This is a genomic window from Enterobacter sp. 22466 (assembly GCF_052044775.1).
GTDB classification, from domain to species: Bacteria; Pseudomonadota; Gammaproteobacteria; order Enterobacterales; family Enterobacteriaceae; genus Enterobacter; species Enterobacter dissolvens.
In genome coordinates this window covers 390,243-404,029 of sequence record NZ_JBQENX010000001.1, presented here as the reverse complement: position 1 = coordinate 404,029, position 13,787 = coordinate 390,243, and the positions used below count along the sequence as shown (strand labels likewise).

The following is a 13,787-nucleotide window of genomic DNA, read 5'->3' as shown; positions in this document are numbered from 1 at the left end:
CTAACATAGCCAAATAAGATAGATAACGATAATCACTATCATTATCAAATCATGGATGTTGCTATGTCGTTTTCCTCTTCTTCTGCGGTGCGCGCCGTTGCCGTGCCCCTGTTATTGCTGCTGTTGATCCTTGCGATGGCACTCAGTCTGCTGGTCGGTGCGAAACCGCTGCCCGCCTCCGTAATTGTTGATGCGCTCTTTGGTACCTGTCAGAGCGCCGACTGCACCATCGTGCTGGATGCCCGCCTGCCCCGTACCCTGGCCGGATTACTTGCCGGGGGCGCACTGGGCCTTGCGGGAGCCCTTATGCAAACCCTCACCCGCAACCCGCTGGCTGACCCCGGCATTCTTGGCGTGAATAGCGGTGCCAGCTTTGCCATTGTGCTTGGCGCGGCGCTGTTCGGGTTTACCTCTCCCTCAGAACAGCTGGTGATGGCCTTTTGCGGCGCGCTGGCGGCCTCGCTGATTGTCGCCTTTACCGGCAGCCAGGGCGGCGGGCAGCTTAGCCCGGTACGTCTGACGCTGGCGGGCGTGGCGCTTGCCGCCGTGCTGGAAGGGTTATCTAACGGCATCGCCCTGCTCAACCCGGACGTTTACGACCAGCTCCGCTTCTGGCAAGCCGGTTCGCTGGATATCCGCACGCTGGAGACGCTTAAGGTGGTGGTCATCCCGGTGATGATTGCCGCCGCCGTAGCTCTCGGTTTAAGCCGGGCGCTGAACAGTCTGAGCCTCGGCAGCGACACCGCCACCGCGCTCGGTAACCGCGTGGCGCGAACCCAGTTGACGGGGTTAGTGGTCATCACCGTGCTGTGCGGCAGCGCGACGGCAGTGGTCGGCCCGATTGCCTTTATCGGCCTGATGATGCCGCATCTGTCGCGCTGGCTGGTGGGGGCCGATCACCGCTGGTCGCTGCCGGTGACGCTGCTGGCCACCCCGGCTCTGCTCTTGTTCGCTGATGTTGTCGGGCGTCTTCTTGTGCCCGGCGAACTGCGCGTCTCGGTGGTTAGCGCCTTTATCGGCGCGCCGGTGCTGATCTTCCTGGTACGACGTAAACGCGGAGGTGGCGCATGATGGCCCCCTCTCGTCGTTTGATCGTCAGCGTTTCGCTGCTGGTTATCGTCATTCTGATGCTGGCGATCGCAAGCCTGTGCAGCGGCGCGGTGACGCTCGATCTCGCCCAGGTGTTTAACGCCCTCACCGGCAGCGCCCCGCGCGCTGTCACGATGGTGGTGACGGAGTGGCGACTGCCGCGCGTGGCAATGGCGATGCTGGTGGGTGCCGCGCTCGGCGTCAGCGGCGCGATTTTTCAGTCGCTGATGCGCAATCCGCTCGGCAGCCCGGACGTAATGGGTCTCAACACCGGCGCCTGGAGCGGCGTGCTGGTGGCGATGGTGCTGTTTGGTCAGCATCTGACGGCCATCACCGTGACGGCGATGACCGGTGGGATACTGACCGCGCTGGTGATCTGGCTGCTCGCCTGGCGCAACGGTATCGACACCTTTCGCCTGATCATTATCGGTATCGGCGTGCGTGCCATGCTGATGGCGTTCAATACCTGGCTGCTGCTGCAGGCTTCGCTGGAAACGGCGCTGTCGGCCGGGCTGTGGTATGCCGGCTCGCTCAACGGCCTGACCTGGGGCAAAGTCTGGCCCGCCGCGCCATTGATTCTGCTGATGTTTATCGCCGCGCTGCTGCTGGTGCGCCGGATGCGACTGCTGGAGATGGGTGACGACAGCGCCTGTGCGCTGGGGGTCGGCGTTGAGCGTTCGCGCCTGATGCTGATGCTGGTCGCCGTGTTGCTCACCGCCGCCGCCACCGCGATTGCCGGGCCGATCTCCTTTATCGCCCTGGTGGCGCCGCATATCGCGCGGCGCGTGAGCGGCACCGCCCGCTGGGGCTTAACCCAGGCGGCGCTGTGCGGCTCAATGTTACTGCTGGCCGCCGATCTCTGCGCCCAGCGGCTGTTTATGCCTTATCAACTTCCGGTGGGCGTTGTCACCGTCAGCCTTGGCGGGATTTACCTCATCGTCTTGCTCGTTCAGGAGTCACGCAAGAAATGACCGATTCAACCACCCGCTTGCGCGGCGAAAACCTTACTCTCGGCTACGGCAAAAAAATCATTGCCCGCGATTTAACCGTCGCCATTCCTGACGGCCATTTTACGGCAATCATCGGCCCGAACGGCTGCGGTAAGTCGACCCTGCTGCGCACCCTCAGCCGCCTGATGACACCGGTTGAAGGTCACGTCTTCCTCGACGGCGAGCAGATCCAGCGCTTTGCCAGTAAAGAGGTGGCACGACGCATCGGGCTGCTGGCGCAAAACGCCACCACGCCGGGAGACATCACGGTGCAGGAGCTGGTCTCACGCGGACGCTATCCGCATCAGCCGCTGTTTACCCGCTGGCGCAAGGAAGATGAAGACGCGGTGAGCCGCGCGATGCAGGCAACGGGCATTACCGACCTTGCACGGCAGAGCGTGGACACGCTTTCCGGCGGCCAGCGTCAACGGGCGTGGATCGCAATGGTGCTGGCGCAGGAGACCTCCATTATGCTGCTGGATGAGCCGACAACGTGGCTCGATATCAGCCATCAGATTGATCTGCTTGAGTTGCTAAGCGATCTCAACCGCACGCAGGGTTACACCCTGGCGGCGGTGCTGCATGATTTGAATCAGGCCTGCCGCTATGCCACGCATTTAATTGCACTGCGCGACGGCGAAATTGTGGCGCAGGGTGCGCCGAAGGAGATTGTGACGCCGGAGCTCATCGAGCGGATCTACGGCATGCGCTGCATGATTATTGACGACCCGGTGGCGGGCACGCCGCTGGTGGTGCCGCTTGGAAAGCGTTCGCGCTGATGCCCTCACCCCGGCCTTCTCCCACAGGGAGAGGGTTAGGGTGAGGGGAAATCACTACCCCAACATCTTCTGCAACACCGGCCCAATCTTCTCAAACGCCTGCGGCGAAATGATGTCCACGTGGGCGCAATCCTGGCTGTATACCTCCAGTTCATTCACCCACGGCGACCACGCGACCTGCGGATCCATCGTTCGCGTACGCTCGGCAACAAACAGCGTCGCTTTCCCGTCAAACCGCGAACTGTGCGCCGTGGTGAGCAGCCGCACCGCGTCGGCGTAGTTACCTTCAATGGCGTTGAATAGCGCGCTGGAGCCCTGCCCCTGCTGGGCGGCGATAAACGCCTGACGCTCGCGCTCAATTTCGGCCAGCACCGCCGGGTCGAGTCCGTTGGCCTCTTTTTCCGCCCAGTTCTGGGTTTCCGGAGGCCAGGTATCCAGCAGACCAAGGAAGGCGACGGTTTCGCCCTGTTCACGCAGACGCGCGGCAATCCCCTGCGCCAGCGTGCCGCCAAGCGAGTAGCCGAACAGGTAATACGGCCCGTGGGGCTGCCGGGCACGTAACGTAGTCAGATGATGTTCAATCACTCCATCCAGATCCGCACACTGCTGCATCGGCCCCTCCGGGCGCGGCGACTGAATTCCGGTAATGGACCAGCGCGGGCTAAGGTAGCGCGCCAGCACGCTGAACTGCCAGGAAAAACCGGAAGCCGGATGGAAGCAGAACAGCGTCGGGCCGTCGCTTTCACGTAGCGGTAGCAAGGTTTCATAACCCAGACGCTGCGCCTGCTCGTCGCTTATCGGCGAATCCAGCAGAGCGCTCAGCCTGTTGACCGTAGAGGCGACCATTATCTGCCCCGGCGTCACCTTGCGGGCGAACGTGCGGCTGAGCTGTGCAGCCAGGCGCATCGCCAGCAGCGAGTGGCCGCCGAGGGCAAAGAAATCGGCTTCGATGTCGTTCACCGCGCAGCCCAGCAATGACGCAAACGCCTGCGAGACGGCAATTTCGGTATCACTTTCCGGTGCGCGTCCGCTGGTTTTGCTGGTCAGCTCCGGCAGCGGCAGCGCCTTGCGATCCAGCTTGCCGTTTGCGCTTAACGGCAGCGCGCTGATTTGCAATACCGCCACCGGCACCATATGCGGCGGCAGCAGTGCCTTCAGTGAGGCAAGCAGCGCGTCCCGATCCAGCGGTAAACCGGATTCAGAAACCACGTACCCCACCAGCTGGCGGGCATCCCCGCCCGTGGCCGCCGCCTGGTTAAACACGCAGGCGTGCGCTACGGCCTGCGCTACGTCCGGCAGCGACAGCATCGCCCGGTCGATTTCACCCAGTTCAATACGCTGACCGCGAATTTTCAGCTGGTCGTCGCTGCGGCCTAAATACTCCACCGCGCCGTTATCCAGCCAGCGGGCGACGTCACCGGTACGGTACATCCGCTCGCCCGGCGCGAACGGATCGGCAATAAAGCGGCTGGCGGTGAGATCCGGACGGCCCAGATACCCCTGCGCCAGTTGAATGCCGGTGAGATAGAGATCGCCCGCCACGCCAAACGGTACCGGGCGCATCATCGCATCCAGGATCCGCAGCCCGGTGTTCCATACCGGGAAACCGATCGGCACGCTGTTACCTGCCACCGCCGCCAGCTCTGGTCCAAATGCCGGATACCAGCTAACGTCCACCGCCGCTTCCGTCGGGCCATAGAGGTTATGCAGCGGCACGTGAGTGAGTTGCTCCCATTCGCGACAGAGTTCCGTCGGCAGTGCTTCCCCGCTGCAGAACACCTGCTTCAGGCTCTGACAGCAATCGGCGTTTTCCGGCGTCAGCGAGGCGACAAACGCCGCCAGCATCGACGACACAAAGTGGGTGGTGGTGACGCCATAGTGCGCAAAGAATTGCTGCATGGCCTGAGGATCACGGTGCGCGTCCGGCTCGGCCATCACCAGCTTCGCCCCGGCGATAAACGGCCACCAGAACTCCCACACCGACACGTCAAAGCTGCACGGTGTTTTCTGTGCCACCACGTCACACGCCGTCAGCGGGTAGTGATCCTGCATCCATTTCAGGCGGTTAACGATGGCAGTATGCCCGACCATTACCCCTTTCGGACGCCCTGTCGAGCCCGACGTAAAGATGATGTACGCCGTCTGCGCCGGCTTCGCCAGCCGCAGCGGTTCAGCATCCACAGCCGGTAATAGTGTGTTGTAACTAAACGTCCCGACGGACAGATCGCTAAAACGCGGACGCTGTTCGTCGGTGGTGATAAGCAGCGACGGCTTCGCGTCCTCCAGCATCATCCGCAGACGATCGTCCGGGTAGCCGGTATCCAGCGGCAACCACGCGGCCCCCGCCTCCACAATGCCGTGCAGCGCTAACGTCAGGAATACCGAGCGCGGCAGCGCCACCGCCACGCTGTCGCCCGGTTTCACGCCGCGCTCACGCAACAGCTGCGCCAGTGCCACCACCTGCTCGCGCATCTGGCGATAGCTGAGCTCGATGTGCGCATCCGCCAGCGCGGGTGCGTCCGGGGTTTTGTTCGCCTGTTCCGCCACCAGATCCGCCAGCGTGGTGGACGGTAGCGCCAGCCCGGTGTCGTTGATGCGTGCAAGCTGCTGGTATTCCTGCTCTGAGACCGTTTCAACCTCGCCGCAGCGCAGGTCCGGGTTAGCGGCAAATTGCGTCAACATCGCATTCAGGCGCGCCACGTGACGGGCCAGCGTGGTTTCATCGTAGCGCTGTTTATTGGCGAGGATCTCAATGCTCAACCCGCCCTGCTCGTCCGGGAACAATGCCAGCTCCAGATCGTTCACCGGGCCGGTGGCCAGCGTATGGGTGATGGCCTCCACGCCGTCGAGATCCAGCTGATAATCGAACACTTTGACGTTGAGCACCGGGCCAAACAGGGCTTCATCCCCTGCGGCACGCCCGCTGTCGCGCACGATCTGTTCGGCGTCGTAGCGCTGGTGGCGACGCATTTTTTTCAGCTGGTTTGCCAGGCGCAGCGCCAGTTCCGGCAGGCTCTCCTGCGGATTGATGTTCACCGCCAGCGGCAGCACGTTGAGCACCGGGCCGGTCGCGGTCAGCGCAGCGGACCCCATGCGGCGCATAAAGATAAACCCGGCGGCGTAGTCCAGCCGTCCGGTGAGACGCCCCAGCCACAGCGCCACCAGCGCAAGCGCCAGATCGGTGCGCTGTACCGGCCCCGCGGCCTGCGCAAGCTGGCTGAAGGCGCGGCCATCGGCGGCGATTTTCAGGCGCAGAATATCGGTGGTGGCGGCGCGCCCCGGCAGCGGTGCAGAGGAGAGAGAGACCGGAGAAGGAAGCTGTTTGCGCTGCTCAGTCCAGAAGGCACCGTCACGCTGATACGCCTCGCTGTCGCGATAGCGCTGATACTCGTCCACCACGTCGGCGAACGGTGTAAACGGCGATTCAGGCGTGGGCTCACCCTTCTTCCACGCGGCATAAATTGCGACGATCTGGCGGGTGATCGCCGGGAAACTGAAGCCATCGACCACTAAATGGTGATAGCGCTGATACCAGTACCAGTGGCGTTCATTCACCTGAATGAGCTGGTGAAAAGCCAGCGGCTGACCGCTGTCGACACGAAGGTTTTGATTAAGGTCGGCGGCCATCAGCGCCACGGCAGCGTCGTGGGAGTCAACGTGGATGATGGATGGCTCTGGCAGAATGATGCTTTCATCCACCCACTGCCACACCTCACCGTTGTCCTCGATGAAGCGCATGCGCAAGGTATCAGCCTGCATCATGCCTTCGGCTATGGCTTTTGCCAGCAGCGGCGCGTCAATGTCGCCCTTCAGTTCGGTGTAGTGTGCCACGCTCCAGGCGTTCGGCAGGCTGGAAAGCTGCTCCGCCATCCAGATACCCGGCTGGGCGGCAACAAGCGGTAGACGGTTCATGCATTCTCCCCCGCATAATAAGAGGGGCTGAGCGTCTGCCAGTGTTCAGCCAGCCACTGCTGGCACGCCTCCTGGGAGCGGGGTTCACCGACCACACGCCAGCCTGCGGGCAATGCGCACTGCTGCGGCCACAGGCTGTACTGCCCCTGATCGTTACGCAAAATAGCAAACTGCCCCTGCGGATTATCGAAAGGATTGCTGAATTCCATACAGACTCCGTTAGTGAATAAGCGGCTGCCAGAGGGTCATCAGCCCCTGCGTCAGCCCACCGCGCCAGCAAAGCGCGTCGTGTCCGCCGTCAACCTGACGCCAGTAAACCTGCTGCTGTGTGTGCAGTTCGTCGTAAATAGCCTGATTCGCGCGGTAAATCAGCGGCTCGTTGCGCCCGGCCTCAAGGAGGATGCGCAGGCCGCGTGCGGTTTTCTCACCCGCTTTCAGCTGGGCGATAAGCAGCCCTTCCTGCTGCCCGCCGCGGTGCGGCCACCAGTAAGAGCCGGACTGGCTCAGCACGCAGCCAAAACGCTGCGGCCAGTTAAGTGCGGCATAAAGCGAGGAGAGGCCGCCGAAGCTCTGGCCTGCGACCACCGTACGGTCAGCGCGGTCGCTGAATGGCGTGCGTTGTTTTACAAGAGGGAGAAGCTCTTCCTGCACCGCCAGCCAGAAATCGGGGTTACAGGGCAATTCGTTATTGCGATGCGCCATATCTATCACATCGATTAAAACGTAGACGGCAGGCGGCAGTTTGCGTCCGAGAGTCAGCTCCGTCAGCGCTGGCCAGACGGGCATGCTTTCGGCCCAGAACTGGCCGTCGAGCAGCACCGCCAGCGGGCGTTCAGGGTCGTCATTCCCGGTGGTAAAAATCCATATGCGTCGACGGTTGCCCAGACGCCTGCTGTGCCATTCGATGCAGACCGGCTGCCGGTACGGCGTATCGGGGCGATCCCAGCCGGGCTGCACCGGAGCATCGGGCATCTCCAGCGCAGAGACATCATGTCCCCTCCCGCCTCGCCAGCTCTGGGCATTAAGCGGGTCGGACATCGCCTGCGGCAGCAGCTTGCGCCAGCCTTCACGCAGCGCCATGCGATCCGGCTGCTCACCGTGAAACACATCGGGCGCAAAATCGTCTGTATTCTCTGAGGGGATAAAGCAGTAGCTGCCGCGCCACTGGGGGCTGAACTCGCCCTGCCACTGCCAGACGTCGGTGTCCGGGATGCGTTCGAGGGATTGTGGGCGGGCATTTTTATGGTGATCGGTTACGCCGGTGATATACAGCCAGACGCGTTTCACTGCCGAGGTCTGTTGCGTTCCTGCCGGATCGCGCCACCAGAAGGTGACCCGATATTTCCCCTGTTCACGCACCCATTCCGGGCCGTTTTTCGACTGCCACCAGGCTTCACTTCCCGTTGTTAACACCGTCACCCCTCTAACCTCATGTTTAACAGTCTTTTTTGTTTCAGGACAAATTTTATTGATAATATTATTGATAACTATTTGCATTTGCAATAGCGTAATGCCCGCGCTGTGGGAAGCGCGTTCATAAGAAACCATAAAAGCGGGACATCCAATGAATAAGAAGATTCACTCTCTGGCCTTGCTGGTCAATTTAGGGATTTATGGCGTCGCGCTGCCTGCCATGGCAGACGACAACACCGCCTCCGCGCAGCATGAAGACACCATGGTGATCACCGCCGCCGAGCAGAATTTGCAGGCGCCGGGGGTTTCCACCATTACCGCCGATGAGATCCGTAAAAATCCGCCCGCGCGTGACGTGTCTGAAATCATCCGCACCATGCCAGGCGTTAACCTGACCGGTAACTCCACCAGCGGCCAGCGCGGTAACAACCGCCAGATTGATATCCGCGGTATGGGCCCGGAAAACACGCTGATCCTGATCGACGGCAAGCCGGTGACCAGCCGTAACTCGATTCGTCTGGGCTGGCGTGGCGAGCGCGACACCCGCGGTGATACCGGCTGGGTGCCGCCTGAGATGATTGAGCGTATCGAAGTGATTCGTGGCCCGGCCGCCGCGCGTTATGGTAACGGTGCGGCAGGTGGCGTGGTGAATATCATCACCAAGAAATTCGACGACCAGTGGCACGGCTCCTGGAACACCTATCTGAACGCGCCTGAACACAAAGATGAAGGCTCCACAAAACGCACCAACTTCAGCCTGAGCGGCCCGCTGGGCGGCGACTTCAGCTTCCGCATGTACGGTAACCTCGACAAAACTCAGGCCGATGCGTGGGACATCAACCAGGGTCATCAGTCTGAGCGAACCGGTGCCTATGCCAACACCCTGCCAGCTGGCCGCGAAGGGGTTGAGAACAAAGACATCAACGGGGTAGTCCGCTGGGATTTCGCACCGATGCAGTCTCTGGAGTTTGAAGCGGGCTACAGCCGCCAGAACAACCTCTACGCCGGTGATACCCAGAACACCAACAACGACAATGCGCTGGTGAAGAAGAACTACGGCAAAGAGACCAACCGCATCTATCGCCAGAACTTCGCCGTGACCTGGAACGGCGGCTGGGATAACGGCATCACCACCAGCAACTGGGCGCAGTACGAACACACCCGCAATTCACGTCTGGGTGAAGGGCTGGCCGGCGGAACCGAAGGGCTGTTCAACAGCGATAAATTCACTGACACCGACCTGGCCGACGTGATGCTGCACAGCGAGATCAACCTGCCGATTGATTTCATCGTCAACCAGAACCTGACGCTGGGCACCGAGTGGAACCAGCAGCGCATGAAAGATTCCACCTCCTTCTCGCAAACCCTGCAGGGCGGGACCGTCCCGGGAATGAGTAACGATCGCAGCCCGTATACCTCCGCAGAGATTTTCTCCCTGTTTGCGGAAAACAATATGGAGTTGACCGACAGCACCATGCTGACCCCGGCGCTGCGCTTCGATCACCACACCATCGTGGGCAACAACTGGAGCCCGTCTCTGAACCTGTCGCAGGGTCTGGGGGATGATTTCACCCTGAAGATGGGCATCGCGCGCGCCTATAAAGCGCCGAGTCTGTACCAGACCAACCCGAACTACCTTTTATACAGCAAGGGCCAGGGCTGCTATGCCAGCTCTGACGGCGTGGGCTGCTATATGATGGGTAACGACGATCTGAAAGCCGAAACCAGCATCAACAAAGAGATTGGTCTGGAGTGGAAACGCGACGGCTGGCTGGCGGGCGTGACCTGGTTCCGTAACGACTATCGCAACAAGATTGAAGCGGGCTATACGCCGATTGGCCAGACCTCCACCAGCAAAGTCACCACCGATATCTACCAGTGGGAGAACGTGCCGAAAGCGGTGGTTGAAGGTCTGGAAGGTTCCCTGAACGTGCCGGTCAGCGACACCATCAACTGGACCAACAACATCACCTACATGCTGCAGAGCAAGAACAAGGAGACCGGCGACCGTCTGTCGATCATCCCGGAGTACACGCTGAACTCTACCCTGAGCTGGCAGGTGCATCAGGATGTGTCGCTCCAGTCGACCTTCACCTGGTACGGCAAGCAGCAGCCGAAGAAGTACAACTACAAAGGTCAGCCAGTGAGCGGGTCTGAGAAAGACGAAGTCAGTCCGTACAGCATCCTTGGCCTGAGCGCGACGTGGGACGTGACCAAAAACGTCAGCCTGACCGGCGGCGTGGATAACGTCTTCGACAAACGTCAGTGGCGTGCGGGTAATGCCCAGACCACCGGGAATACCGCGACGGGTGCCTATATGTACGGCGCGGGGGCTTATACCTATAATGAGCCAGGCCGCACGTGGTATATGAGCGTGAATACCCGATTCTGATTCAGGTAGTGACTTCCTCCCTCTCCCTGTGGGAGAGGGCTGGGGTGAGGGCAACAGGCCGCACAATACTGACTGAAGGGAAAACCATGCACACAACCCACAGCACGTTCGTTCTCGCCAGCCTCACCGTTCACCGCATCACCTTTGACCCCACCACCTTCACCGACGCCGATCTGCTCTGGCTCCCCCATCACGCACAGCTGGCTGACGCCGGACGCAAACGCAAAGCCGAGCACCTGGCGGGTCGCCTTGCCGCCGCGCATGCATTAAATAACCGCACGGTGCCGGGCATCGGCCCCAGCGGCGAACCGCTCTGGCCGCACGGGGTATCGGGCAGCATCACCCACAGCGGCACGAGGGCCATGGCCGTCGTCACGCACGAGCACCATGCGCTTCTCGGCATCGATTGCGAAGCGATCCTCCCCGACATGGAGGCCCGAGAAATCAAAGACGGCATCATTGATAAGCAGGAAGAGAGTGTGCTGTCACGCGCGGGAAATCCGTTCGCCCTCGCCCTGACGCTGGTTTTTAGCGCCAAAGAGAGCCTGTTTAAAGCCCTCTTCCCGCGAGCGAAAATCTACATGGGATTTGACAGCGCCCGCATCACTACGCTCGACGAAGAGACGCTGACGCTGGCGCTGACCCGCCCACTGGCGGGGTTTAACGAAGGCACCCCCTTCACGCTGCACTGGCAACGTGATGGCGATGGGGTGATCACATTGCTGTCACGCTCTCCCGCCGCCTGGCCCTCACGCCCGTCACCACAAAGGTAACGATAAACACCAGCGCGAACAGTACCACAATGGTCGGCGCGGGCGCGCTGTCGAGAAAGAACGACAGAAAGACGCCGCTCACCGAGACCAGCATCGAGATCGCAACCGCCACCAGCAACGCCATATGGAAGCGTCGGGTGATCAACACCGCAATCGCGCCGGGCGCAATCAGCAGCGAAATCGACAGAATAATCCCCACCGCTTTCAGCGTCGCCACAATGGTCAGCGAAACCATGCACAGTAACCCGTAGTGCAGCCAGCGCGTGCGCAGACCGCTCGCCTGCGCCTGCTGATAATCAAAGCAGAACAGCAAAAAGTCGCGCCATTTCAGGCCAATCACCAGCGTAATCATCCCGGCGACGATACCGCTTTGCAGGATATCCATGTTGTTTATGCCCAGCATATCGCCGAACAGAATATGGTCGAGATGCACCTCAGGTTTAACGGCGATATAGAGGATCAGTCCGGCACCGAACATGCCGGAAAAGACGATCCCCATGACCGTATCCTGCTTGATGCGGCTGTTGTCCTTCAGGTATCCGGTGGCGACCGCGCAAAACAGCCCGGCAACAAATGCCCCCAGCGCCAGCGGCAGACCCATCATCCACGCCAGCACAACACCGGGAAACACCGCGTGGCTCATGGCGTCGCCCATTAATGCCCAACCTTTGAGAACCAGAAATACCGACAGCAATGCGCAGGGAACGGCCACCAGGAGTGAAATCAGCAGCGCGTTGTGCATAAACGCAAACTGGAAGGGTTCCAGCAGCAGCGCCATCATGGAAGTACCTCCTGCGCGTGACGTGCCCGGCGCCGGCTGGCAAGCAGGCCATGCTTCGGTGCAAAGACGAATGCCAGCAGGAACAGCAGCGTCTGGGCGACCACGATAATGCCGCCGGTCGCGCCGTCCAGATAGTAGCTGGCCCACGCGCCGAGGAAGCTGGTGATGCTGCCAATGGCGACCGCAATCATCAGCAGGCGCGGGAAGCGATCGGTCAATAACCACGCGGTCGCACCGGGGGTGACCACCAGACAGATCACCAGAAACGCGCCGACGGTTTGCAGCGCCGCCACGGTAGAGACCGCCAGCAGGGTAAAGAAGAGGATTTTCAGGCGTTCAGGACGCAGGCCGATGGCGCGGGCGTGGTTCTCATCAAAAAAGGTCACCATCAGATCTTTCCATTTGAACAACAGAATGAGCATTGACACCACGCCGATAATCGCCAGCTGGACAATATCTTCCGGAGCAATCGCGAGGATATTACCGAGGACGATAGTCTGAATATTTACCGAGGTTGGGTTGAGCGACACCATAAACAGACCCAGACCGAAAAAGGAGGAAAATATCAGTCCGATAATAGCGTCCTCTTTCAGGCGGCTGCGCTGGTTCAGAAAAAGCATGCTCCCCGCCGCCAGCCCGCCCGATAAAAAAGCCCCCAGCGAGAACGGCAGGCCGAGCATATAAGCGCCCGCCACGCCCGGTACGATAGAGTGCGAGAGCGCATCGCCAATCAGCGACCAGCCTTTGAGCATCAGGTAACAGGAGAGAAAGGCGCACAGCCCGCCCACCATCGCCGAGACCCACATCGCGTTGAGCATGTACTCATAGCCGAAGGGTTCAAGAAGCGCGTTCATTTTACCCCCTGACGATGGGTAACGAAGGGCCGCTCATCGTCAGTAATGATGCGCTCTTCAGAGCCGCTGAGCACCACGTGACGCAGCACGCCGCTGAAGGCGCGTTCAAGATTCTCGGCGGTGAAGGTGGTTTCCGTCGGGCCGCTCGCCAGCACGGTACCTTTGACCATCACCGTGTAATCGCAAAACTCCGTCACCGAACCTAAGTTATGGGTCGAGACCAGCATCGTTTTGCCCTCGTCGCGCAGTTCCCGCAGCAGGCTGATAATTCTGGCTTCGGTTTTGACATCCACGCCGGTAAAAGGCTCGTCGAGCAGGATCACCTCCCCCTGTTGGGCAATCGCCCGCGCCAGAAAAATGCGTTTCTTCTGCCCTCCGGACAGCTCGCCAATCTGGCGATGACGCAGGTCGAGCATATCCACGCGCTTCAGCGCATCGTTCACGATACGACGATCGTTCTCCTTAGGCCGACGCATAAACCCCATATGACCGTAGCGCCCCATCATCACCACGTCTTCAACCAGCACCGGAAACGACCAGTCGACCTCTTCCGACTGGGGCACATAGGCGACGAGATTCTGATGCAATGCACGATGAGGCGGCATGCCCAGAATGGCGATGTTGCCATTCGCCGCCCGTACAAAGCCCATTATTGCCTTGAACAGCGTGGACTTGCCGGAACCGTTCACCCCCACCAGCGCGGCAATCGATCCCCCCGGCACATTAAACGAGGCGTCACGCAGCGCCGTGTGACCGTTGCGGTAGGTCACGGTAAGGTCTGTGACGGCAATCCCCTTTTGCATAG

General features: G+C 60.7%; 11 protein-coding genes. 5 read left to right on the top strand and 6 right to left on the bottom strand.

What is annotated here, in order from left to right:
- Positions 1-63: 63 nt before the first annotated feature.
- The 3 genes from fepD to fepC are packed head-to-tail and all read left to right on the top strand — an operon-like array spanning position 64 to position 2,857.
- Positions 64-1,071: a Fe(3+)-siderophore ABC transporter permease gene (gene fepD, locus ACTJJI_RS01885; protein ID WP_014831038.1), complete on the top strand. Its 1,008-nt coding sequence runs from the start codon at positions 64-66 to the stop codon at positions 1,069-1,071.
- A complete protein-coding gene (fepG, locus tag ACTJJI_RS01880; protein WP_440652848.1) occupies positions 1,068-2,060 on the top strand; it encodes an iron-enterobactin ABC transporter permease in 993 nt (330 codons plus the stop codon). Before fepD ends, fepG begins: the two co-directional genes overlap by 4 nt.
- Entirely contained in the window at positions 2,057-2,857 is an 801-nt protein-coding gene (gene fepC, locus ACTJJI_RS01875) for an iron-enterobactin ABC transporter ATP-binding protein (RefSeq protein ID WP_440652846.1), read from the top strand. Before fepG ends, fepC begins: the two co-directional genes overlap by 4 nt.
- Before the next feature lie 54 nt (positions 2,858-2,911).
- Here fepC and entF read toward each other — a convergent pair whose 3' ends face one another.
- From entF to fes, 3 genes are read right to left on the bottom strand one after another with little or no spacing between them, the layout of a single operon-like run.
- A complete protein-coding gene (gene entF, locus ACTJJI_RS01870; protein WP_440652844.1) occupies positions 2,912-6,769 on the bottom strand; it encodes an enterobactin non-ribosomal peptide synthetase EntF in 3,858 nt (1,285 codons plus the stop codon).
- On the bottom strand, positions 6,766-6,978 hold the full coding sequence (locus ACTJJI_RS01865) for an MbtH family protein (RefSeq protein WP_014831034.1): 213 nt from the start codon (positions 6,976-6,978) through the stop codon (positions 6,766-6,768). The genes entF and ACTJJI_RS01865 overlap by 4 nt, the downstream gene beginning before the upstream one ends.
- Before the next feature lie 10 nt (positions 6,979-6,988).
- Entirely contained in the window at positions 6,989-8,188 is a 1,200-nt protein-coding gene (gene fes / locus ACTJJI_RS01860; RefSeq protein WP_440652841.1) for an enterochelin esterase, read from the bottom strand.
- 145 nt (positions 8,189-8,333) lie between these two features.
- On the opposite strand from fes, the gene ACTJJI_RS01855 reads away from it, so the two are divergent.
- On the top strand, positions 8,334-10,574 hold the full coding sequence (locus ACTJJI_RS01855; RefSeq protein WP_014831032.1) for a TonB-dependent siderophore receptor: 2,241 nt from the start codon (positions 8,334-8,336) through the stop codon (positions 10,572-10,574).
- Between the two features lie 86 nt (positions 10,575-10,660).
- Complete coding sequence (entD, locus tag ACTJJI_RS01850) at positions 10,661-11,347, top strand: enterobactin synthase subunit EntD (RefSeq protein ID WP_063412104.1); 687 nt, start codon at positions 10,661-10,663, stop codon at positions 11,345-11,347.
- Here entD and sitD read toward each other — a convergent pair.
- Genes sitD through ACTJJI_RS01835 form a run of 3 tightly spaced genes read right to left on the bottom strand, consistent with a single transcriptional unit; the run spans position 11,289 to position 13,785 of the window.
- Positions 11,289-12,128 (bottom strand): iron/manganese ABC transporter permease subunit SitD, encoded by an 840-nt coding sequence (gene sitD, locus ACTJJI_RS01845; protein ID WP_046889091.1) that lies wholly within the window; start codon positions 12,126-12,128, stop codon positions 11,289-11,291. The two genes, entD and sitD, sit on opposite strands and share 59 nt — an antisense overlap.
- Positions 12,125-12,982, bottom strand: a complete 858-nt coding sequence (gene sitC / locus ACTJJI_RS01840; RefSeq protein ID WP_014831029.1) for an iron/manganese ABC transporter permease subunit SitC — start codon at positions 12,980-12,982, stop codon at positions 12,125-12,127. Before sitC ends, sitD begins: the two co-directional genes overlap by 4 nt.
- Positions 12,979-13,785: a manganese/iron ABC transporter ATP-binding protein gene (locus ACTJJI_RS01835; RefSeq protein ID WP_063412102.1), complete on the bottom strand. Its 807-nt coding sequence runs from the start codon at positions 13,783-13,785 to the stop codon at positions 12,979-12,981. Before ACTJJI_RS01835 ends, sitC begins: the two co-directional genes overlap by 4 nt.
- Between the last annotated feature and the right edge of the window lie 2 nt (positions 13,786-13,787).

What these genes read in the sequence shown, in the direction of transcription:
- ACTJJI_RS01865 (WP_014831034.1), bottom strand. Translation starts at nt 6,978, where the DNA reads ATGGAATTCAGCAATCCTTTCGATAATCCGCAGGGGCAGTTTGCTATT.
- fepG (WP_440652848.1), top strand. Translation starts at nt 1,068, where the DNA reads ATGATGGCCCCCTCTCGTCGTTTGATCGTCAGCGTTTCGCTGCTGGTT.
- fepD (WP_014831038.1), top strand. Translation starts at nt 64, where the DNA reads ATGTCGTTTTCCTCTTCTTCTGCGGTGCGCGCCGTTGCCGTGCCCCTG.
- sitC (WP_014831029.1), bottom strand. Translation starts at nt 12,982, where the DNA reads ATGAACGCGCTTCTTGAACCCTTCGGCTATGAGTACATGCTCAACGCG.
- ACTJJI_RS01855 (WP_014831032.1), top strand. Translation starts at nt 8,334, where the DNA reads ATGAATAAGAAGATTCACTCTCTGGCCTTGCTGGTCAATTTAGGGATT.
- entF (WP_440652844.1), bottom strand. Translation starts at nt 6,769, where the DNA reads ATGAACCGTCTACCGCTTGTTGCCGCCCAGCCGGGTATCTGGATGGCG.
- entD (WP_063412104.1), top strand. Translation starts at nt 10,661, where the DNA reads ATGCACACAACCCACAGCACGTTCGTTCTCGCCAGCCTCACCGTTCAC.
- ACTJJI_RS01835 (WP_063412102.1), bottom strand. Translation starts at nt 13,785, where the DNA reads ATGCAAAAGGGGATTGCCGTCACAGACCTTACCGTGACCTACCGCAAC.
- fepC (WP_440652846.1), top strand. Translation starts at nt 2,057, where the DNA reads ATGACCGATTCAACCACCCGCTTGCGCGGCGAAAACCTTACTCTCGGC.
- sitD (WP_046889091.1), bottom strand. Translation starts at nt 12,128, where the DNA reads ATGATGGCGCTGCTGCTGGAACCCTTCCAGTTTGCGTTTATGCACAAC.